The sequence below is a fragment of the uncultured Acidaminococcus sp. genome (assembly GCA_900538365.1).
Classification (GTDB): domain Bacteria; phylum Bacillota; class Negativicutes; order Acidaminococcales; family Acidaminococcaceae; genus Acidaminococcus.
Genome location: UPXT01000014.1, coordinates 16,951 through 38,632 on the forward strand (window position 1 = coordinate 16,951; position 21,682 = coordinate 38,632).

21 protein-coding genes and 1 tRNA gene are annotated in these 21,682 nt (G+C 51.3%); 5 read left to right on the forward strand and 17 right to left on the reverse strand.

Going from position 1 to position 21,682, the window contains the following annotated elements; all coding sequences use genetic code 11:
- Window positions 1-36: 36 nt before the first annotated feature.
- The 11 genes from QZQ08_RS04370 to obgE form a co-directional block, all read right to left on the reverse strand.
- On the reverse strand, window positions 37-1,044 hold the full coding sequence (locus QZQ08_RS04370) for a biotin-dependent carboxyltransferase family protein (RefSeq protein ID WP_296328413.1): 1,008 nt from the start codon (window positions 1,042-1,044) through the stop codon (window positions 37-39).
- Complete coding sequence (pxpB, locus tag QZQ08_RS04375; protein ID WP_296328416.1) at window positions 1,041-1,814, reverse strand: 5-oxoprolinase subunit PxpB; 774 nt, start codon at window positions 1,812-1,814, stop codon at window positions 1,041-1,043. Before pxpB ends, QZQ08_RS04370 begins: the two co-directional genes overlap by 4 nt.
- Before the next feature lie 12 nt (window positions 1,815-1,826).
- A complete protein-coding gene (locus QZQ08_RS04380) occupies window positions 1,827-3,014 on the reverse strand; it encodes an NRAMP family divalent metal transporter (RefSeq protein ID WP_296328418.1) in 1,188 nt (395 codons plus the stop codon).
- 68 nt (window positions 3,015-3,082) lie between these two features.
- Complete coding sequence (locus QZQ08_RS04385) at window positions 3,083-3,850, reverse strand: LamB/YcsF family protein (protein WP_296328422.1); 768 nt, start codon at window positions 3,848-3,850, stop codon at window positions 3,083-3,085.
- A 302-nt stretch (window positions 3,851-4,152) separates the two neighbouring features.
- A complete protein-coding gene (locus tag QZQ08_RS04390) occupies window positions 4,153-4,293 on the reverse strand; it encodes a hypothetical protein (protein ID WP_296328425.1) in 141 nt (46 codons plus the stop codon).
- A gap of 16 nt (window positions 4,294-4,309) precedes the next feature.
- The gene (locus tag QZQ08_RS04395) at window positions 4,310-5,524 is read right to left on the reverse strand and encodes an ABC transporter permease (RefSeq protein ID WP_296328461.1); all 1,215 of its coding nucleotides are present in this window, start codon (window positions 5,522-5,524) and stop codon (window positions 4,310-4,312) included.
- Window position 5,525: 1 nt separating this feature from the next.
- Window positions 5,526-6,209, reverse strand: a complete 684-nt coding sequence (locus QZQ08_RS04400) for an ABC transporter ATP-binding protein (RefSeq protein ID WP_296328464.1) — start codon at window positions 6,207-6,209, stop codon at window positions 5,526-5,528.
- A 21-nt stretch (window positions 6,210-6,230) separates the two neighbouring features.
- Complete coding sequence (locus QZQ08_RS04405) at window positions 6,231-7,295, reverse strand: efflux RND transporter periplasmic adaptor subunit (protein ID WP_296328467.1); 1,065 nt, start codon at window positions 7,293-7,295, stop codon at window positions 6,231-6,233.
- A gap of 150 nt (window positions 7,296-7,445) precedes the next feature.
- Entirely contained in the window at window positions 7,446-8,702 is a 1,257-nt protein-coding gene (locus QZQ08_RS04410) for a glutamate-5-semialdehyde dehydrogenase (RefSeq protein ID WP_296328470.1), read from the reverse strand.
- Between the two features lie 12 nt (window positions 8,703-8,714).
- Entirely contained in the window at window positions 8,715-9,839 is a 1,125-nt protein-coding gene (gene proB / locus QZQ08_RS04415; RefSeq protein ID WP_296328473.1) for a glutamate 5-kinase, read from the reverse strand.
- A gap of 50 nt (window positions 9,840-9,889) precedes the next feature.
- Window positions 9,890-11,170, reverse strand: coding sequence for a GTPase ObgE (gene obgE, locus QZQ08_RS04420; protein WP_296328477.1), 1,281 nt, complete (start codon window positions 11,168-11,170; stop codon window positions 9,890-9,892).
- A 272-nt stretch (window positions 11,171-11,442) separates the two neighbouring features.
- Here obgE and QZQ08_RS04425 point away from each other — a divergent pair.
- From QZQ08_RS04425 to QZQ08_RS04445, 5 genes are all read left to right on the forward strand, one after another.
- A tRNA-Arg gene (locus QZQ08_RS04425) sits at window positions 11,443-11,519 on the forward strand.
- A gap of 145 nt (window positions 11,520-11,664) precedes the next feature.
- Entirely contained in the window at window positions 11,665-11,925 is a 261-nt protein-coding gene (locus QZQ08_RS04430) for a heavy-metal-associated domain-containing protein (protein WP_296328481.1), read from the forward strand.
- 3 nt (window positions 11,926-11,928) lie between these two features.
- Window positions 11,929-12,711: a ZIP family metal transporter gene (locus QZQ08_RS04435; RefSeq protein WP_296328484.1), complete on the forward strand. Its 783-nt coding sequence runs from the start codon at window positions 11,929-11,931 to the stop codon at window positions 12,709-12,711.
- Between the two features lie 562 nt (window positions 12,712-13,273).
- Window positions 13,274-14,695, forward strand: coding sequence for a [FeFe] hydrogenase H-cluster radical SAM maturase HydG (gene hydG / locus QZQ08_RS04440; RefSeq protein ID WP_296328487.1), 1,422 nt, complete (start codon window positions 13,274-13,276; stop codon window positions 14,693-14,695).
- Between the two features lie 140 nt (window positions 14,696-14,835).
- Window positions 14,836-15,357: a hypothetical protein gene (locus QZQ08_RS04445; RefSeq protein WP_296328490.1), complete on the forward strand. Its 522-nt coding sequence runs from the start codon at window positions 14,836-14,838 to the stop codon at window positions 15,355-15,357.
- Between the two features lie 110 nt (window positions 15,358-15,467).
- On the opposite strand, the gene QZQ08_RS04450 is transcribed toward QZQ08_RS04445, so the two are convergent.
- The 6 genes from QZQ08_RS04450 to QZQ08_RS04475 form a co-directional block, all read right to left on the reverse strand.
- Window positions 15,468-16,247, reverse strand: a complete 780-nt coding sequence (locus tag QZQ08_RS04450) for a YgcG family protein (protein ID WP_296328493.1) — start codon at window positions 16,245-16,247, stop codon at window positions 15,468-15,470.
- Window positions 16,248-16,277: 30 nt separating this feature from the next.
- Window positions 16,278-16,832, reverse strand: coding sequence for a LemA family protein (locus QZQ08_RS04455; protein WP_296328496.1), 555 nt, complete (start codon window positions 16,830-16,832; stop codon window positions 16,278-16,280).
- A gap of 149 nt (window positions 16,833-16,981) precedes the next feature.
- Window positions 16,982-17,920, reverse strand: coding sequence for a GTP-binding protein (locus QZQ08_RS04460; RefSeq protein WP_296328499.1), 939 nt, complete (start codon window positions 17,918-17,920; stop codon window positions 16,982-16,984).
- Window positions 17,921-17,975: 55 nt separating this feature from the next.
- Window positions 17,976-19,034, reverse strand: coding sequence for an NAD(P)-dependent alcohol dehydrogenase (locus QZQ08_RS04465; RefSeq protein WP_296328502.1), 1,059 nt, complete (start codon window positions 19,032-19,034; stop codon window positions 17,976-17,978).
- A gap of 206 nt (window positions 19,035-19,240) precedes the next feature.
- Window positions 19,241-20,326, reverse strand: coding sequence for a 3-phosphoserine/phosphohydroxythreonine transaminase (serC, locus tag QZQ08_RS04470; protein WP_296328505.1), 1,086 nt, complete (start codon window positions 20,324-20,326; stop codon window positions 19,241-19,243).
- On the reverse strand, window positions 20,310-21,575 hold the full coding sequence (locus QZQ08_RS04475; protein ID WP_296328510.1) for a DUF1015 domain-containing protein: 1,266 nt from the start codon (window positions 21,573-21,575) through the stop codon (window positions 20,310-20,312). Before QZQ08_RS04475 ends, serC begins: the two co-directional genes overlap by 17 nt.
- Window positions 21,576-21,682: the final 107 nt, after the last annotated feature.

A 21,682-nucleotide genomic window follows, 5' to 3' on the forward strand; every position in this document is an offset into this window, starting at 1 on the left:
AAAGGGAGCCCCGCCACAGCGGGGTTCCCCTTCAAGTTAATTTTTTTTCTGCAAGGCTGCCGCAAGGGAGTCTTTGAGTGCCGCCATATAGGCTTCCTGCTTGGCATAGCTTTTTTCTGCCTCAGTCAAGGTCGTCCATTCAAAACAGATCTTGTCACCTGGCCTCATCTGGGCAAGACGCGGCAAATCCACTAAGGCAACCTGGCCAATCTTGGCATAGCCGCCTGTCGTCTGCCGATCCGCCATAAGGATGATGGGATTGCCGTCAGCCGGAACCTGAATGGCACCAAACGTGACTGGTTCAGAAATAAGATCCCGTTTTTCTTTAAAGGTGAGCTTCACACCTTCGAGGCGATACCCCATCCGGTCAGCCTGCATCGTAATGGTATAGGGTTCCGTCACAAAGGTTCGCTGACTTTCTTCCGTGAACCAATCGTATTGGAGGCCTTCCATGATACGAATGGGGCCTTTATTAAAGACAAAGCGGCCATCAATGGACCAAGGAACCGTGACAAAGGAATCCCCTTCCTTGGCACTGCGTTCCATACGTCCCACAAAAGCTGCCTGATGGGGACCAATGGTCCCAATGGGAAGCTCATCCCCCTTGTCGAGGGGACGGCCCTTGACACCGCCGATTTTAGCCCGCAGATAGGTACTCTTGCTTTCCATGACCTGAGGCACGTCAAAACCGCCTGCAACAGAAAGGTAAGCCCGACTGCCAGTCTGGGCAAAGCCAAAGGTCAGGGCAGACTCCTTACGGACATAGATAGGCCGATAGCGGGGCACAGGCTTACCGCCCAAAGTTGCTTTCATATCGGCACCAGTGAGGGCAAAAACCAACCCTGCCGGCAGTACCAGAACCGGCCCGCTCATGGTCATTTCCAAAGCACCTTCACCAGGATCATTCTGGACGAGCAGATTAGAAAGGCGCAGGGACACATCATCCATGGCTCCACTGACAAGAACACCAAATTTTTGATAGCCGTAACGTCCCAGGTCCTGGAGGGTCGTCAGGGGTCCGCCTTTTTTAACGAGGATTTTCATTGCGGCCGGCCTCCTTCCTCTTTCGCCTTAAGTTCTTTATATTCTTCCGGCGTAATGGCATAAAATTCTATGCGGTCCCCCGCTTCAAGCATGCTCGGATGAGCTAAGTCGTAGGGACGGAAGAGGTCCAGCGGGGTACGGCCAATGAGCTGCCACCCGCCCGGCGTTTCAAGGGGATAGGCGCCTGTCTGGGAACCGGCAATCCCTACGGAGCCAGCAGGGATGACAAGACGCGGTGTGTCCCGCCGCGGCGTTGCAATTTCCGGCGGCAGGCCGCCTACATAGGGAAATCCCGGGGCAAACCCAATCATATAGACCAGATAGTCTCCCTTGGTATGGATGGAGACCACTTCTTCCGGCGTCATCTTATGATACTCGGCCACATATTCTAGGTCAGGTCCATATTCTCCGCCGTAGCAGACAGGAATGCGGACCTTTTCCCGCACTGATGCTTCGGCCAAGCGCAGATTCTTCAAGAGAGCCTCTACACAGGCCTTGGCTTCGCGATAGCCTTTAGAAAGGCGGCTGTCCTCGGCAAGATGACTCGTGCGCGATAGGATCAATGGATCATAAAAGACCGTGACCCCCGTATAGGACGCTTCCACTTCCCGAAGGCCTGGAAAGGGATGTTCCTTTAAAGCCTCCACGAGGGCACTGGCGCAGCGTAGGATCTCAGGATGGATGGCATCGCCAAAACTGACCATGAACGCGGCCTCCCCAATAGGTTGGAAACGGGGATGACAAGCAAGTTCTTTCGCATCATATTCCATGAAGATTCCTCCTTACCCCAACACTTTTGGCAGCATCTTCATGACGGTCTGTCCTGCCATGTAGAGCATGACCAGGAAAACGCCCCAGCCAGCATAGAACAGGAACGAGGAATGCTGGTAGCTTCCCACGATGGACTTTTTCCGTGCCGCAAGGAGCAGGGCCCCAAGCACAATCGGAAGGATCAAGCCATTGAGCGCGCCAACCACGACAAGGACCGTGACCGGGCGGCCAATAAACGAGAAGATGAAGGACGAAAATATGATAAAGGCAATGATAAGATAGCGATGGTATTTTTCAAGGACAGGGCTGAAGGTCCGGATAAAGGACACGGATGTATAGGCACAGCCTACAACGGAGGTAATGGCGGCTGACCACATGACAATCCCAAAGATCTTGTAGCCCACATCTCCCACTGCCAGCTGGAAGACAGAAGCAGGCGGATTCTTCGGATCAAGGGTCAGTCCCTGGGCAATGACGCCCAAGGCAGCCAAAAAGAGCAGGATGCGCATAAGGCTCGTGATTCCGATGCCCATGAGGGAGCTGCGGTTGACCTGGTCCAGGTTTTCTTCACCGGAAATCCCTGCATCAAGAAGACGGTGGCCGCCGGCAAAGGTGATATAGCCGCCGACACTGCCGCCAACAAGGGTTACAATACTCATGACGTCAATCTTTTCCGGCATGAAGGTATTGGAAAGGGCAAGACCGATAGGCGGGTGGCTCGTAAAAGCCACATAGATGGTAAGGAGTACCATCAGACCGCCAACAATCTGGGCAAAACGGTCCATGAGGCGTCCCGCTTCCTTGTTCAGGAAGATAAAAACAGCAATGACTGTACTGATGAGAGCACCCGCAACAGGGGAAATCCCAAAAAGGACATTCATGCCAAGACCGGCACCGCCGATATTGCCGATGTTGAAGGCAAGTCCGCCGGCAACGACAAGGGCCGAGACAAAATAGCCAAGGCCCGGCATGACCGCATTGGCAATGTCCTGGCCTGGCTTTTTAGATACGGCGATGATGCGCCACACATTGAGCTGGGTGATGGCATGGATCAAGATGGTCACAAGGATGACAAAGCCAAAACTCCCCTTGAGCTGACTTGTAAAAACCGTTGTCTGCGTGAGAAAGCCCGGCCCAATGGCACTGGTTGCCATGAGGAAGGCGGCGCCCAACAGGACGCTGAGATTGGATTCTTTCATATTGGTTGCTCCTTTTCAGCTAATGTTCCAAATCAAGGATCGAATCAGGAAGGACCCAAGCCCCCAGCTTACCGCAAAAACGAACCAGCGGGAGCAATCTCCACACCTTTTTCCGAAAGGGCCTTACGAATCTTCTGGACAAAGAGCAGAGCTTTCGGGCCATCACCATGAACACAGATGGAGTCGGCCTTGATAGGAATGACCTTACCAGACAGGCAGGTCACCTTATGGTCAAGGACCATGGACAGCACCTGGGCGATGGACGCGTCTTCATCAGTAATCATCGCACCTGGTTTGGACCGAGGCGTCAGCGTGCCGTCTTCCTGGTAGCTCCGGTCGGCAAAGACTTCCGCGGCCGTAAGCAGGCCAATTTTTTCAGCCGCCTTGATACTTTCCGTTCCTGGCTGGGCAAAAAGAATCAGGTCCTTATCGACATCATAGACAGCCTGGGCAATGGCCTCTGCTAAGGCAGCATCCTTGGCCGCCATATTGTACATGGCTCCATGGGGTTTGACATGCTGCAGCCGTCCACCAGCAGCCTTGGCAAAAGCAGCCAAGGCGCCCACTTGGTAAACCACCATGGCGTAGACGTCCTTGGGACTGACAGCCATGGTCCTACGGCCGAAGCCGACAAGGTCGGGATAGCCGGGATGAGCCCCTAATCCGACCCCATTTTCATGGGCGAGGGCAATGGTTTTCTGCATGACCGACGGATCGCCGGCATGAAAACCACAGGCAATATTGGCACTTGTAACCAGGGGAATGACCTCTTTATCCATACCAATCGTATAAGCGCCAAAACTTTCACCAAGATCAGAGTTCAAATCAACCTTCATGTAACTGCACCTCCCAAAAATAACAACTCAACCACTCGGACAGTCCCTTTAAAAGTGGTCCTCTCCCTGCGAAATTTTTTTCGCACCATTTATTTTACCACGCTAATACGGAACTGTTCTAAATCGACTTCTTTATTATACGGTATCGCCGATTCTTTTGCCTAGGAATTCAAAAAAATCCATTCCCTGAAAGGAATGGATTGAGAAAACTGTCAATTTCTATACAATTTATTGGAATTTTTTCACCTTTTCCGCAGGCAGTGCGAAAAGGGCTTTTTCCAGCCCCGCTTGCAGGAACAGATTCAGTAGCCCAAAAAACGGACAACAAAATAATAAATAACCGCAAGGATTACAAAATAACAAAAAGCCCTGCCACGGTCCTTTAAATCAAAACGGGTCTTTGGTGTGTGGAGAAAAGCCCAGAAACCGCGGGCTTTTTCCATAAAGGTCGATTCTTTTTTATTCATAACGAAGCGCGTCAATCGGGTCAAGAAGCGCCGCTTTCTTGGCAGGATAAAGGCCAAAGAAAAGGCCAATTCCAACAGAAAAGACGACTGAGATAATGGTTGCAAGGACCGAAATGACAACCGGCCAGCCAATGATCCGTGCGGCAATGACGGAGACGATTGTGCCCAAGATCATACCCGTCGTTCCGCCTGTAACACCAATGACCATGGATTCAACAAGGAACTGAAGCAAGATATCATGGTAAGTGGCTCCAAGGGCCTTTCGGATACCAATTTCCCGCGTCCGTTCCGTTACAGAAACAAGCATGATATTCATGATGCCGATGCCGCCGACAAGAAGACTGATGGCCGCGATGATGGCCAGAAGCAAGGTAATGGACCCCGTCGTTTCCTGGGCGGTCTTGATGATTTCCGCCAGATTCCGAACACTGAAGTCATCATCTTCGCCCGTGCGGATCTTATGGCGCTGCCGCAGCAACGTGACTACATCGGATTGGACCTGTTCGATTGTATTTTCATTCTCGCACTGGATCGTGATATTGCGGATATAGGTAATGCCCATCAGACGCTGCATAGCCGTGGTGAGCGGAACAAACACCACATCATCCTGATCCTGCCCCATAGAGGACTGCCCTTTGCTGTTGAGGACACCGACAACCCTAAAGGGAGCCTTATTGATACGGACGGTTTTCCCCACAGGATCACCTTCAGGAAAAAGATTGTCCGCAACGGTCTGTCCAATGACACAGACCCTGTCACGGCTTGTCATTTCCTTTTCCGTATACATACGGCCTGTCTTGATGGTATAGTTCCGGATATCAATGATATTGGGCGTCATGCCCTGGACCTGTGTATTCCAGTTTTGGTTGCCTGCAACAAGCTGGTAGCTGCTCTGCACGCCAGGTGCCACATATTTGATGCCATCGACGTTCTTTTCAATGGCCTTGGCATCGTCATAGGTCAAATGTGCCCCGCTGCCGCTGGCAATCCGCTGTCCATTGGCTGTACGGCCGCCGCTCATGACAATGAGCAGGTTGCTTCCCATGCTGGAGATGTTTTCCTTGACTTTTTCCTGCATGCCAAGGCCCAAGGAAACCATGGCAATGACGGCGCCAACACCGATGATGATGCCCAACATGGTAAGGAAAGTCCGGAGTTTATTGGAAAGCATGCCTTCGAAGGCCATCTTGATGCATTCCTTCAGCATATCATTCCCTCCGTTCATCCTTGATGAGCTGCCCATCCCGGATGGTCAGGATGCGCTGCGTCATATCCGCCAGTTCCGGTTCATGAGTGACCATGATGACAGTCTTGCCCATATGGTTCAGTTTTTCAAAGATATCAATGATTTCCAAGGTTGATTTGGTATCAAGGTTCCCTGTCGGTTCGTCGGCCATGATAATGGCCGGATCATTGATGAGCGCCCGCGCAATGGCGACACGCTGACGCTGCCCGCCGCTCATCTCATTAGGTTTATGGTAAAGCCGTGCGCCCAGCCCCACTTCCTTGAGGGCCTTTTCCGCCCGCTCGGTCCGCTCCTTAAGGTCTACCCCAGCATAGATCAGAGGAAGGGCCACATTGTCAACAGCCGACAGGCGGGACAGAAGGTTGAAGCTCTGGAACACAAAACCGATGCGGGCATTGCGCGTATGGGCCAGTTCATCATCCGTATAGCGAGCAATATTCTTGCCTTCGAGAATATATTCCCCAGATGTCGGACGATCAAGACAGCCCAAGACATTCATCAGCGTTGATTTCCCACTTCCCGAAGGGCCCACGATGGAGGTAAATTTTCCCATTTCAAAACTGACGGTGAGATGATTCAGGGCATAGACCGTCGCATCCCCCATCGCATAACTTTTTACAATATCCTTTAGTTCAATGACGTTCATGGATGTGCTTTCCTCCCTTCTTTAAATGGGAGGACCTCCGCGCTGCTGCGTCTTAACGGTCACGGTCTTGACTTCAAGGGCATCTCCCTCTTCTAGGTCACCGCTCACAGCAATCCGGTCTTCACCCTGCATAAGGACCTTGACATCCACTTCCCTTGTCGTGCCTGACGCCCGATCAAGGACCTTCACATACTTTCGTTCCCCGCTGGTAAAAAGACATTTGGAGGAAATGGAAAGGGCATCATCCACTTTCCCGATGATGACATTTGCCCGTGCCGTCATGGTCGGAAGGAGCTTGTTGTCCACATTGTTAACATCGACATAGCAAGTATAATAATTGACATTGTTGGTTGTCGTCGCACTCCGACTGATGAGGGAAATGATTCCCTTGAACGTTTCATCAGGATAGGCATCAACAGTAAATTCAACCGTCTGGCCGTCCTTTATCTGGCCAATATCGGATTCATCGACCATGAGCTCAATCTGCATCTTATCCAAAGTCGCCACATTCATGATGACCTGCGGCGTCGAAACACCGGGCGATACCGTCTGCCCTACAGGAGTCGGTTTGCCAATGACATACCCGTCAATCGGGGACGTGATAATCGTGTCGTTGGTATTTGAAACAGCCTGTTCATAGTCTGCCTTGGCATAATCATAATTGGCCTTGGCCGTATCAAAAACGCTCTGGGAAATGGCGCCTTCCTCAAGGAGCTGCGCATCCCGCCGATAAGTTGCTTCCCGGTCTGACAAAGTGGCTTCTTTCATCGCCTGGGTCTTCATCAGGGACGTATCATCAAGTTTCAAGAGCGGCTGCCCTGCCGTCACATGCTGATTTTCCTTGACATAGACCGCAATGATACGGCCCGTAATCTTAGAGTTGATTTCAACATTGTCCTGAGCACTCAGCGCTCCCGTAGCCGAAACGGTCTGGCGCACCGTTTCCCGGGTCACCGTATCCGTACGGATCTGTGCCAAAGCCTCCTTGGCTTTCTTGTCCTTGTACCAAAGGCCGCCAGCTGCCGCTGCTGCCAAAAGAACGGTCAAGAAGCCAATAAGGATGCGATGTTTCTTCAAAAAAAACACGTTATTCCCCACCTCATTTACTGTAAGCGGAAGAAACCCTTGGACCCAAGCTCCTCCCGGCAGGAAAAAGGTCCTGCTCCCCACTCTGCATACTGGGCTTATGATAACAATCCTTCATGAAGAAATCATGAAGGATTTTAAAAGATTCCGTTACGAACGGATCTGTCCATTGCCGCAGATCAGGTATTTGGTTGTCGTCAGTTCCGGCAGGGCCATCGGGCCGCGGGCATGGAGTTTCTGCGTACTGATGCCGATTTCCGCGCCAAACCCGAATTGAAAGCCGTCCGTAAACCGCGTCGAGGCATTCACGTAGACGCAGGCCGCATCGACCACTTGCTGGAAGCGACGGGCCGTTTCGTAATCGTCTGTCACAATGGCTTCAGAGTGCCCCGTCCCATAACGGCGAATATGGGCAACCGCTTCTTCCATGGAATCAACGATCCGGATGCTCAGCCGCAGGTCATTGTATTCCGTGGCCCAATCTTCATCGGCAGCGGGGATCATACTTTTTTCATAGGCCAGGGCCCGTTCATCTCCAATCATCGTCACATGAGCCTTCTGATAGGCTTCCACCATGGCCGGCATAAAGGCATCCGCAATTTCTTTATGGACAAGGAGCGTTTCCATGGAATTGCATGTACTAGGCCGATTGACCTTGGCATTGAGGGCAATGGAAACGGCCATGGCCACATCGGCCTTTTTATCCACATAGGTATGGCATACGCCGGATCCGGTTTCGATAACAGGCACCGAGGCGCCGCTGACAACCGCGCGGATAAGTCCTGCACCGCCGCGGGGAATGACCACATCAACAAGACCATCGAGATGAATCAGTTCCGTGACCGCTTCCCGCTCTGGAATATTGATAAACTGGACGGCGCCTTCGGGAAGACCGGCCTTGCGCCCTGCTGCAATCAAGGCATCGCTTACAGCCTTATTGGAATGGAGTGCTTCCCGGCCCCCCTTCAAGATTACGGCATTGCCGCTTTTCACGCAGAGCGCGATGGCATCGGCCGTCACATTGGGGCGGGCTTCATAGATGATGCCAATCAGTCCCAAGGGGACGGTGACCTTTGTTATCGTAAGGCCATTGGAAAGCGTCCGTCCGCTCAGGACTTTTCCTACGGGATCCTCAAGGTCTGCAACCTGCCGGATGCCTTCGGCCATCTGGGCCAGCCGCTCATGAGTGAGCAGCAGCCGATCCAGGAAGGAATCCTTGAGCCCGCCTTGACGTCCATTTTCCATATCAATGGCATTGGCATCAAGGATTGCCTTTTCTTCTGTCAAGAGTCCTTCAGCCATGGCAAGAAGAATCTTATTTTTCACATCTGCACGCAAAAGGCCAAGGGCAACAGAAGCCTCTTTCGCCCCTTCGGCCTGCTCCCGGACCATTCCCTGTTCGTACATGATCATGCCTCCTTACATGATGACGAGATTATCTCGATGGATGACTTCATCCGTATGGATATAACCCAGAACGGATTCCACATCACCCGTCTTTTTTCCAAGAATCTTACGGATCTCTTGGGCACCATAATTTACAAGTCCCCTAGCCAGTTCGTGGCCCTTTTCATCGGCCACGCTGACTGTCACGCCGCTTTCAAAATCCCCGCTGACCGCCTTGATGCCGACTGGCAGGATGCTGCAGCTGCCTTTTTGCTTGAGGGCCCTTTCAAGACCGGTATCGACAATGAGCGTACCCTCCACCTTGGCGCCAAAAGCCAGCCACTGTTTCCGGGCCTGGAGATGGGAAATATGGGGAACAAAGAGGGTCCCCACGGCGTCTCCCCGGAGGATCCGGCGCAGCACTTCGGGGTCTTCCCCAGAAGCGATGACAAGAGCAATCCCTGAAGAATTAGCGACCTTTGCCGCTTGAATCTTCGTAATCATTCCGCCAGTCCCATTCTTGGAACCAGCACCGCCAGCCATGTTTTCCAGTTCCGGGGTAATTTCGGACACTTCTGAAATGAGGCGGGCATCCGGATGGCTCTGGGGATTGGCGGTATAAAGGCCGTCCACATCAGAAAGCAGGATATCGACATCAGCATCGACAATTCCAGCTACCAGGGCGGAAAGATTATCATTGTCACCAATCTTGAACTCATCGATGGCGACCACGTCGTTTTCATTGACAACTGGAATGACGCCCCATTCAAGCAGTTTTTGGAAGGTATTGCGGGAATTGGCATAATGATGGCGGTCCAGCGTGTCCGCACGGGTCAGGAGAACCTGGGCCACGGTCTGACCATACTCAGCAAAAAGCCGCTCATAGATATGCATCAAAATACCCTGTCCCACGGCAGCGCAGGCCTGTTTGCCAGGCATATCCTTGGGCTTTTCCTCAAATTTCAGGCGGCCAACGCCAACGGCACCGGCACCGCTGGAGACGAGGATCATTTCATGGCCGCTGTTCTGCAGGTCCGCCATGATCCGTGCCAGCTTTTCAATCTTTTCGTAATTGACCTTGCCATTTGGGTAGGTAATGGTACTCGACCCGACCTTGATGACAATCCGTTTTGCCTTTGCCAGTTTTTCCCTTTCCATCTGCTCACCTTCCTGTTCCTGCTCGCTTAGGATACCTGCGTTGAGGACCCTCAGTAACGATCTTCAAATTCAAAGACCATGTCGCCAATCTTGACTGACTGCCCTTCTTCAATGCCCTTGTCCTTTAGGGCCTTTTCAATACCGAGGCGGCGCCAGATGAGCTGGAACCGGTACACCGCTTCCTCGTTGTCAAAATTGGTCATGGCCACAAGACGCTCAATGTTCTTGCCTTTGACCTCAAAATCAGCATCCTCTGAATCCGTAAGGATTTCAAAGGAATCGGGGTCCACTTCCCTAAGGTGCCCAACTTCCAGCATCGCCTCGTCCCGCGGGGCCTTTTGAAGCATTTCAAAAGCCTTATACATGACGGCACGCAGTCCATCGCCTGTTGCAGCCGACGCTTTCATGATGGGATAGCCCTTTTCCGTGACATATTTTTCCAGGGCAGGATAATGTTCTTCTGCTCCGGGAAGGTCCATCTTATTGGCAACGACAAGCTGGGGCCGCTTGACCAGTTTGTCACTGTAAAGGGCCAATTCCTCATTGATTTTCTTGAAATCTTCCACCGGGTCACGCCCTTCACTGCCGCTTGTATCGACAATATGAAGGATGACCCGCGTCCGTTCGATATGACGCAGGAAATCATGCCCCAGCCCGACCCCCTTGCTGGCCCCATCAATCAGTCCAGGCAGATCGGCAAGGACAAAGGAGTTTTCCTCATCAAGGCGCACCACGCCAAGAACGGGCGTCAGCGTTGTAAAATGATAGGCCGCGACTTCCGGTCTTGCGGCAGAAACGCGCGCAACAATGCTTGATTTGCCCACACTGGGATAGCCCACCATACCGACATCGGCCAACAGTTTCAGCTCTAGGCGCAGCCAGCCTTTGGTCCCTGGCTCGCCTTTTTCCGCAAATGTCACGCCCTGTTTGGTACTCGTCACATAGCAGGCATTGCCTTTGCCGCCGCGTCCGCCTTTAGCAGCAAGGAACCGCTCTCCTTCGTGGGAAAGGTCCGCCAGGATGACCCCTGTTGCATCATCAATGACAACAGTCCCCATAGGCACCTTTACTTCCACATCGGGAGCCTTGGGCCCTGTGCAGTTTTTGGCCGAGCCATTGCCGCCGCGGGAAGCAACAAATTTTCGTTTATAGCGAAAATCAACAAGGGTATTAAGGTCCTTATAGGCCACCAGATAGACGCTTCCGCCGCGTCCGCCGTTGCCGCCGTCAGGGCCGCCGTGAGCGACGAATTTCTCGCGCCGGAAACTGGAGGCCCCGTCGCCGCCGCTTCCTGCTTCTACATAGATCCTAGCTTTATCCGTAAATAACATGATTGTATCCTTCCTAAAACATAAATAATGATGGAAATGTAGGTTTTCATTATACAATAAAGATAGTAAAATTACCACGAGGAGCCCCTTTTCCATATGAAATAGGGGCTTAAGCGCATGGCAAGTAACAAAAGAAACAAAAGGCCAAGGAAAGGGCCTGCAGATTAAAAACAGGGAGCCTATTACAAGGGAATTCTGGACCTAGGAAAATATTTTTAAAAAAGCGTTGACAAAAACATGACCATCGAGTACAATAATGACTGTTCGGTTATGACTCCGTAGCTCAGCTGGATAGAGCGTTTGGCTACGAACCAAAAGGTCGAGTGTTCGAATCACTCCGGGGCCACCAATTGAATTCAGCCGTGGAACAGACGTTCCACGGTTTTTTATTGTCCTTTTCGGAGATTCCCAATTGACATAAGAGGCCGGCTGGCTATACTATACTCTTGTTAGGTATATCTAACTATTTTCAAAGTAAAGAAGGAGTGACCCTTATGGTAAAAAACATCATTCATATTGAAGGCATGTCCTGCGGGATGTGCGAAGCGCACATTGCCGATACAATTCGGCATACTTTCCCCCATGCAGCTCACGTATCAGCGTCCCGTTCCAAGAAAGAAGCCACTTTTGTGACAGAATCCCCTGTTGAGGAAGCCGTGATCAAAAAGGCCATTGATGAGACAGGCTACAACTATGAAGGCATGAAGACCGAGCCTTATGAAAAGAAAAGCCTCTTCTCCCGTCTTTTTGGTTAAGTCATGAAGGGGGTTATTTTCTGGGGAGTCCTCATTCCCTTTATTGGAACAAGTCTCGGTGCCTGTTTTGTTTTTTTCCTGAAAAAAGGCCTCAGCGAAAAGGTCAACCGAGCACTCACAGGCTTTGCGGCCGGGGTCATGACGGCCGCGTCTTTCTGGAGCCTGCTCGCACCGGCCCTGGATTTTTCGGAAGCCCTCGGCCGCTGGGCCTTTCTGCCAAGTTTCATCGGTTTTTGGATTGGCGTCTTCTTTCTCCTCATCCTGGACCATGCCATCCCCCATCTGCACCAGATGACAACGGAACCGGAAGGGCCTGTGACAAAACTCGATAAGACCCTTCTCATGCTCCTTGCTGTCACGATCCACAACATTCCGGAAGGGATGGCGATTGGGATCGTCTACGCCAGCTATGCAAGCGGCAATTCCCTCATTTCCCTATCTGCCGCCCTCGCCCTTTCCCTCGGGATTGCCATCCAGAACGTACCGGAAGGAGCCATCATTTCAATGCCCCTTTACGAACGGGGCTGGAGCATGGGAAAAGCTAGTGGGTACGGAATCCTCTCAGGCATTGTTGAACCCATCGGTGCGATTCTTACCATTTACTTTGCAACGCAGATCATTCCTCTCATGCCTTATTTTTTGAGCTTTGCTGCCGGTGCCATGCTCTATGTCGTCGTCGAAGAGCTCATTCCGGAAATGAGCCAAGGCCGTCATTCCGACATTGGTGTCCTGAGCTTTTCCTTGGGGTTTTCAGTCATGATGGTCCTTGACGTGGCCCTATCCTGATGGCCTCCGTTTTTTATCAGGAGCAAAAAGCACTCCGATTCACGGCCATTACTTTTTGGGCAACCGCCTGATCCTATGTTAGGCGCTACATGGGCTCCGCACTCCACCGTCTTACATTGGGACTTCGGCTTTATCGGCAGAGGACACTCCGCCGGCTCCGATTGTCGCTGCCCTATAAGTCAGTTTGCTGCGCAATCTCTCTTCACCGATTCGCAAAAGGTAAATGAAAAAAAGAGAAACCCACACCCAATCATTTTCCTTATTATAGGATTTTTGCCCTTTCAGATTCCGGACTGGACAGCCAAATCGTCGCAATCACCACAGTCGCAATCACCACATTTGTCGGCATCGTGTCGTTCCTGATCATTGAAACAATGCCTCTTTTTGTTGCATAACTTTTGTTTTTGCAGTAAAATAACAAAAACTCCCTGCGTACAAGGAACCCCCAAGTACTAAGGCAGTGAATGGACCGATTCTGTTTGCATGCCTTTTTTGGCATGCTTTTTTTGTGCCCACACCACTGTTCGGGAAATCAACCACCCAAAGGAGAGAATCATCCACTATGACAGTTCCCTACAACCCCGCCTCCTCGAAAGCTGATGAATTCATCAATCACGAGGAAATCATGGAAACCCTCACCTACGCTGACGAAAAGAGTAAAGACAAGGAATTCTGCCTATCCCTTGTTGAAAAAGCCAGCCACTTAAAAGGCCTGAGCCATCGGGAAGCCTCTGTGCTCCTTAAAAGCGAGGACCCGGAAGTGACGGAAGCCATCTATGACCTTGCCCGCAAGATCAAGGATAAGATCTATGGGCAGCGCATCGTCCTGTTTGCGCCCCTTTATCTTTCAAACTACTGTATCAATGGATGTGTCTACTGTCCCTATCATGCCAAGAACCGACACATCGCCCGAAAGAAACTGTCGCAGGAAGAAATTGTCCGGGAAGTTACGGCACTGCAGGATATGGGACACAAGCGCCTGGCCCTTGAAACAGGCGAGGACCCCGTCAATAATCCGATTGAATACGTCCTCGAAAGCATCCGTACCATTTATAGTATCAAACATAAAAACGGGGCCATTCGCCGCGTCAACGTCAACATCGCCGCAACAACCGTGGAAAATTACCGCAAGCTCAAAGAAGCAGGGATTGGCACCTATATCCTTTTCCAGGAAACCTACCATCGGAAAAATTATGAAACCCTTCATCCCCATGGGCCCAAACATGACTATGCCTATCACACGGAAGCCATGGACCGTGCCATGACAGGAGGGATTGATGACGTTGGCGTCGGTGTCCTTTATGGACTCAATAATTATCGGTATGATTTTGCCGGCCTTCTCATGCATAAGGAACACCTGGAAGCGGTCTTCGGTGTCGGCCCCCACACCATCAGCGTCCCCCGCATTCGTCCAGCTGATGATATTTCCGTGGACGCATTCCCCAACTCCATTTCCGATGACCTTTTTAAAAAGATCATTGCCATCCTTCGCATTACGGTTCCCTACACGGGCATCATCATTTCGACCCGTGAATCTGCAAAAACCCGGGCTTCCGTCATCGAAGTTGGAGTTTCCCAGATCAGTGGGGCTTCCCGTACGAGTGTCGGCGGTTATGCTGAAGAAGAGGAAGAAGATTCTGCCCAGTTTGAGGTGAATGACAATCGGACATTGGATGAAGTCATCAACTGGCTCCTGACAGATGGATATATCCCGAGCTTCTGCACGGCCTGCTACCGAGCCGGTCGGACAGGGGACCGCTTCATGTCCCTTGCAAAGACGGGAGAAATCTCCAACTGCTGTCAGCCGAATGCCCTCCTTACGCTGAAGGAATATCTTGTAGACTACGCCTCGGATAACACTCGCAAAAAAGGAGAAGCCGTCATTGCAAAGGAGCTTGATAAGATTCCCAATCCTCAGGTCCGGAGCACATGCCAAGCCTACTTGGATAAGATCATTCACGGGGAACGGGATTTTCGTTTCTAATAATTTGTAATAAATATTACATAGCAATTTCTTATTTCTGTAGGCTTTGCGTCAAATTCGTGAAATTCTCAGTTTTTCATGGTCCCTTCACTTTTCTTATCGTATAATGATTATATGTGATTTGAGAGGAGTGTATACCCATGAACATGAAAAAATATGCTGTAACCGCGGCCGTTGCTGCTGTTCTGTCCGGAACCTTTGCTGGTGCCGTCCCGGCCTTTGCTGCTGGCGTTTCCGCTACGATTGCAGCCAAACAGACGGCTGTAACCAATGCCCAGAAAGTTGTTCCTGCTGCGGCAAAACTTGTCAGTGCCAAAACTGATGACAATGAATTCGAGCTGGAATTCCTGGATCCTGACACCCTGGAACGCTATGAAGTCGAAGTTGATCGAGCCACCCAGAAAGTCAAGGAAGTCGAAGTAAAGAGTTCCAACTATCCTGGCAGCGTCACCGTTACAAAGACGGAAGAAGACGTCAAGGAGGCCATCAAGGCTTGTTATGCTGATGCCCGCAACATCGTCGTCACGAAAAAGACCGATGACAAGGATGGCACCCCCTTTGTTGTCTACAAGGCCACCTTTGAAACGGATGCTTTCACGGGAGAAGCCCTGCTGAATCCGGCAACCTGCTACATTGGCTATCAGGAACTGACCTACAAATAAGTTGATTCTAAAAATGACTGCTCTTTTCAGGCAGTCATTTTTTATTTGGCCAAAACTCATTCCCAGATAGACAAAAAGTACCCATGGAAATCCATGAGTACTTTTCTTTGTTACCAGCTGCGGCTGGAACCGCCGCCCCCACCGGAGCCGCCTCCAAAACCGCCTCCGCCAAAGCCGCCGCCTCCTCCGAAACCCCCGCGGCCGCCGCCGCGAAAAAAGAAAAGGTAAAAGAGAGTGCGGAGAATGGCCCCTCCAAAAAGCAGGCGATCAATCAGAAACAGCAGAACAAGGCCCCCCAAGAGAATGACCCGCGTTAAAAAAGGCAACCCTTCCGAGTCTTCCCGAGCCTGTGGAATCCCTTCCGCCGCCAGGTCGTTAGCACTCAGGCCATAGCCTTTAGCCACGGTCTGGAGTACAGCCGAATATCCATTCAAGATGCCTTGATCATAATCACCCTTACGAAAAAGAGGCAGCATGTACTGATCCTGGATCCGTCCCGTAAGTCCATCGGGAAGGATACCTTCCAGACCATACCCGACTTCAATGCGGCTCTTTCGGTCCTTGGTGGCTACAAGAAGGAGAACGCCATTGTTTTCTTTCTTATTGCCAATGCCCCATTCGCGCAGGACGGAGAGTCCATAGTCTTCCACGCTTACCCCATCAAGGGTCGGTACGGTAAGGACAACGACCTGCGCCTTAGTCCTTTGGGCAAGGGCCGTACTATAAGTAAGGATAATCTTTTTTGTCTTTTGGGACAGAACACCGGCGCGGTCCACAACATAGATATCCTGCGCTGGTTTAGGCGGAATGCCGGCCGCTTGTACCGCACTCCAAGGCAGGAAGAAAATCACCTGGAGAGCAAGGAGCAGCCATAAGAGTTTCTTTTTCATGGGAATGTCTCCTTCCTTCCCCAAGGTTCGTTAGAATTTTACCTGCGGAACCGTCTTGGCACTTTCGTCGGCCTTAAAATAATCCCTTGCGGTAAAGCCAAATATCCCGGCAAGAATATTGGTCGGGAAGGATTTGATCTTGGCATTGAAGGACTGAACAGACTGATTGTAGTCACGGCGGGCCACGGCAATGCGATTTTCTGTACCGGCCAGTTCATCTTGGAGCTGAAGGAAGTTGGTGTTGCTCTTAAGGTCCGGATAATTTTCGGCAATTGCAAGGAGACGGGACAAGGCCCCATCAAGTTCTCCGCTCGCTTGAGCCGCATCGGAGACATTCTGCGCACCAGCCAGTTTGGCCCGAGCATTTGCCACATCGGCATAGACCTGTGTCTCATGGGCGGCATAACCCTTGACCGTATTGACAAGGTTCGGAATCAGATCATTGCGGCGCTGAAGCTGGTTCTCCACTTGGCTCCATTGGCCCGTTACTTGTTCATTGGCACTGACAAGACCATTGTAGCTTCCCATCAAGGTCCCCCCAATGATGACAACAACTGCAAGAAAGACAAGCAAGATTTTTTTCATAAATTTCCCACACTTTCTGATTGAAATGATAAAGTATACCCCGTATGGGTACATTTCGATTGTAGCGGATTCATCCACCTTCTGTCAAGTGACGTTCATGTGACAAAATGCTTTTCCGGAAAAACAAAATCATGCCGGTTTTATTCCCCTCATGACGCGGAAAAATAGCGGCTTGCAGCCCCTTCATCAAGATTCTGCCCAATCAGCACCACCTTGGCCACTTGCTGTGAAGAAAAGCCGGAAATCAGCCAGCGGTCCCCCACAAGGTCAAAACGGATCCATTCCCTGCCGCAGGGAAGATACCCTTTGGCCCGTGGCACCTTACCAAAAGCACCTTTGGTCACAAGATCCAAAAAGCGCATGAGATAAAGGGGGTGCGGCACGGAGACATCGGTCAGGGTTACTGTTTCCACAGGATTTTCTCCATGGTCATGGCTGTGGTCGTGGTTATGAAGGGGGACCATGTTCCCGCCTTTTTCCAAGAAACTCGTTTCCCCTCGTCCTTCCAAACAACGCCGAAAAAAGGCCTCGGGAAGCCCCGTATAAGCGCATGTAATGATTTCCGCCGCCGGATTGAGCTCATGCAGGGCTTTATGGAAATGGGCCATCTCACATTCATCCAGATGCTCGGATTTAGAAAGGATCAGGGTGGCTGCCTGCTTGATCTGGTCCAGCAAGAGGTCCGTAAGTGGCTGGTTTTCCTTAAAGAACGCCATCGCATCAACAATCGTAATGGGCGGCAGCAGCTCGATGGCATCATAATGAAGTTCCTTGATGGAAGCCATGAGGGCGCTGAGCCTAGCTGCCCCCGTGGGCTCGATGATGAGGACTTCCGGATCCAAGGCAGAAAGGATGGTCACGAGATTGCTAAGAAAATCGGCCTTTCCCGTACAGCAGACACAGTTTTCCGTCATTTCATAGATATTCAGATGCCGCGCTCCTTCCTGCAGGACCTTGGCATCAACATCCGTTTCCCCAATCTCATTTTCAAAAATGGCGAAATCCACATCAAGGAGCGTATCCGTCAAATGACGGATAAACGTGGTTTTGCCGGCACCGAGGAAACCGGATACAATGAGAACTTTCATGATGGCCTCCTTGATAGGAAAAGGGAGGGGACGCCGCCCCTCCCCCTTGCAATATTTATTCCCAAATAACGATTGGTTTGATCAGGTCCCGCGGCTTATCGCGCATCATAAAGAGTGCTTCTTCGACGTGATCCCGGCCCCTAAAAATATGGGTAACTTCCTTATGGAGATCGAGGCGCCCGCTTGTTACAAGACTTGCCAGTTTCTCCATGCGCAGCCGTCCGCCCGGCATGAGTCCGCCGGAAATGGTTTTGTTTGACATGCCAGCCCCCCATTCCACGCGGGGAATCTTGACATAATCACCGGATCCGAGGTAGTTGACGTTGCCAATCCGGCCGCCCGGTTTCAGACACTTGATGGCCTCACTAAAGGTATCCACGTTGCCCCCGGCAATGCAGACACGGTCTACGCCGGCACCATTTGTCCGTTCCAAGACCTGTTCAAAGATTGAGCCATCCTTGTAGCTGATGAATTCATCAGCCCCATAGTCTTTAGCCACTTCTATACAGACGGGACGCGTTCCAACAGCTATGATCCGGCTCGCACCGCGCAGGGCACAGGCGCGGACAGCCATGAGACCGACAGGGCCAATGCCGATGACAAGGACCGCATCGCCAAATTGAACATCGGCCTGTTCGACAGCGTGAAAACCCGTCGGGACCATATCGGACATGATGCATGCGTCTGCAGGATCCATGCCCTCAGGCAGATGAGCCAGGTTACCATCCGCATCATTGACATGGAAGAAATCTGCAAAGACACCATCTTTATAATTGGAGAATTTCCAACCGCCGAGCATGCCGCCTGAATGCTGCTGCCAGCCAGCCTGGGCAGCGGCAGAACTCCAATCCGGCGTGATGGCCGGAACAAGGACCCGGTCCCCCGGCTTGAAATCCTTGACCAAGCTGCCAACTTCTACAACTTCAGCGCAGCATTCATGGCCTAGAATCATGTTGTGCCGTTCGCCAATGGCGCCGGACCATAAGGTGTGAACGTCGGAAGAACAGATGGCAACCGCAATAGGCCGGCAAATCGCATCAAGAGGACCGCAGACAGGCCGCTCCTTTTCAATCCATCCGGACTCGCCGATTTTCAGCATAGCATACCCTTTCATGGGGACACCTCCTCGTCATTGAAAGATTCTTACAATTTTAAATTGTGTCAATTATTATTGTTACAGATAACGCGGGTTCCGTCAACCACAAAAATAAGCACGCCCCCAACAAGGCTCCTTCGTCTTTCCACATTCCTTCCCTTTCGCGGAAGACAAAAGACCTCCCACGCGGAGAACCGTACGTGAGAGGTCTTTTATCCCCATAATCAGCGGTGGCGCCGATAGAAATCATCCATAAAAGCAGCCAAGGTTTCGCAGCCTTCCTGCGGCATGGCATTATACATAGAGGCCCGGATCCCGCCGGAAACACGGTGCCCCTTAAGACCCACCATCCCATTTTGGGCAGCGCTTTCCACAAAAAGGGCTTCCAGCTCCAGCGTGGGCAGATTAAAGGTCGCATTCATGAGGGATCGGCTGTCCTTCTGGGCTCGTCCTACATAAAAGTCAGGATAAGCGTCGATCACATCATAAATGATTTTGCTCTTTCTGGCATTGCGAACCGCCATAGCTTCCAGACCACCTTGTGCAAGGAGCCATTTGGCCACAAGACCGACTATGTAGATACCGTAGACAGGCGGCGTATTATAGGTCGAATCATGATCCATGAACGTCTCATAGTTCAGCATAAGGGGAAGGCGGCTGTCCCTTCCGCGCAGGAAGCTCTTTTTCCCAATGACAACGGTCACGCCGGCAGGTCCAATATTTTTCTGGACCCCGCCATAAACGAGGGAGAAGCGGTCCATAGGGACAGGACGGCTCAGGAAATCCGACGAAAAATCTGCAATAAGGGGCACGTGTCCTGTCTCAGGATATTCATGATATTCTGTTCCATAGACCGTGTTATTGGAATTGATATAAAGGTATGCCGCCTGATGGGGCATCTGGATCTCGCCTTTTTTTGGCACCCGGTCATAACCAGTGCTGCGGCTTGAATAGGCAATGGCCGTTTCACCGATCTTGTCTGCTTCCAGCATAGCTTTATGGGCAAAATTGCCCGTGTCGGCATAGGCACCGACTTTCCCTGGCATCAAGAAGTTCATAGGGATCATGGAAAACTGCAGCGTACCGCCTCCGCCCATGAACATGACGCTCCAATTATCATCCAGATGCAAAAGGGTCTTGATGTCTTTCTGTGCTTCATGGTTGATGTCTTCAAAAAGAGCAGAACGATGACTGATTTCCATAACAGACATACCGCTCCCCTTATAATCAAGCAACTCGGCTTGGGCCATTTCCAATACAGGCAGCGGGAGCATGGAGGGTCCTGCTCCAAAATTAAAGATTCTTCCCATCTTGTTCATCTCCTATCAAATGAATGGTCATGGCATCCCGCAGTTTGGGCTCAAACCAAGTCGATTTGGGCGGCATGATCAGTCCTGCGTCGGCAACACGGATGAGTTCTTCCATGGTCGTTGGATACATGGCAATTGCAGCTATAAAGGCACCGCTGTCTACGGCATCCATAAGACCTTTCACCCCTCGGATACCGCCCATGAACTCAAGACGGGGATCCATTCGGGGATCCTTGATGCCAAGGATTGCCGAAAGGAGGAGATCCTGGAGGATGCTGGCATCAAGACTCTTAATGGGGTCAGCGGCATCATATGTACCTTTTTTAGCCGTGAGACGCCGCCATTTGCCGCCAAAATAGAGACAAAACGTATGGGGAACAGACGGTTCGACGGGCCGTGTCAGGTCCTCTACGTCAAAAGAAAGGCTTACTTTTTTCAGGAAATCGTCCGCCGTAAGTCCGCCCAAATCGCGAATCAGTCGATGATAGGGCAGGATATGGAGCATGGATGACGGAAAGATGACCGACAGGACATAATTGTATTCCTCGGTTCCCGTCTGACCTTTTCGAGCGCCCAATTGCTTGGCGACTTGATAGGCTGCCTCACAGCGATGATGTCCATCGGCAATATAAAGCTGCGGGACCTGCTTAAAAAGGCGGGTCACTTCCTGGACTTTCAGCGATTCACTCATGACATACAGGGTATGGCGGACCTCATCTTCTCCGATAAAGTCATAGGTCGGCGTATGGTTTCCCATATAGTCCAACAGAAAAGCAGAAAGCTGTCCTTTGCTCTTATAAGCAAGAAAAACAGGTCCCGTTTGGGCCTTTGTCGCTAGGATATGCTGGACCCGGTCCCGCTCTTTCTTTTCCCGCGTAAGTTCATGTTTGCGGATGACCTTCTCCTCGTATTCTTTGAGTGAAGCGACTGCAACAAGACCAATCTGGATATAAGGCCCCATTTGCTGACGATAAATATAGTAGCAGGGCGCCGGATCTTGGATCATCTCCCCACGGCTGATATACGTCTCCAGGTTTTCCCGTGCTTTTTCATAAACCTGGGGATCATCTTCCGCAACAGATTCCGGCAAAACTGCATCTGAGCGGGTCACTTGCAAAAAACTCAAGGGATTTTTGCGAAGCATATCCCGGGCTTCTTTTTGGTTCATCACATCATAAGGCAACTCAGCAATCTTGCCAATGAGTTCCGGAATGGGGCGCAGGGCCCGAAACGGTCTGATTTCTGCCATATTCTCTTCACTCCTATTCTTCAGCAATCAAGAAAGAGGATGGGGTCTATATAAAAGGGATCCCAGGCTCTTTCCGAATAATTTAGGTTCTTTTTAAAAAAATATCC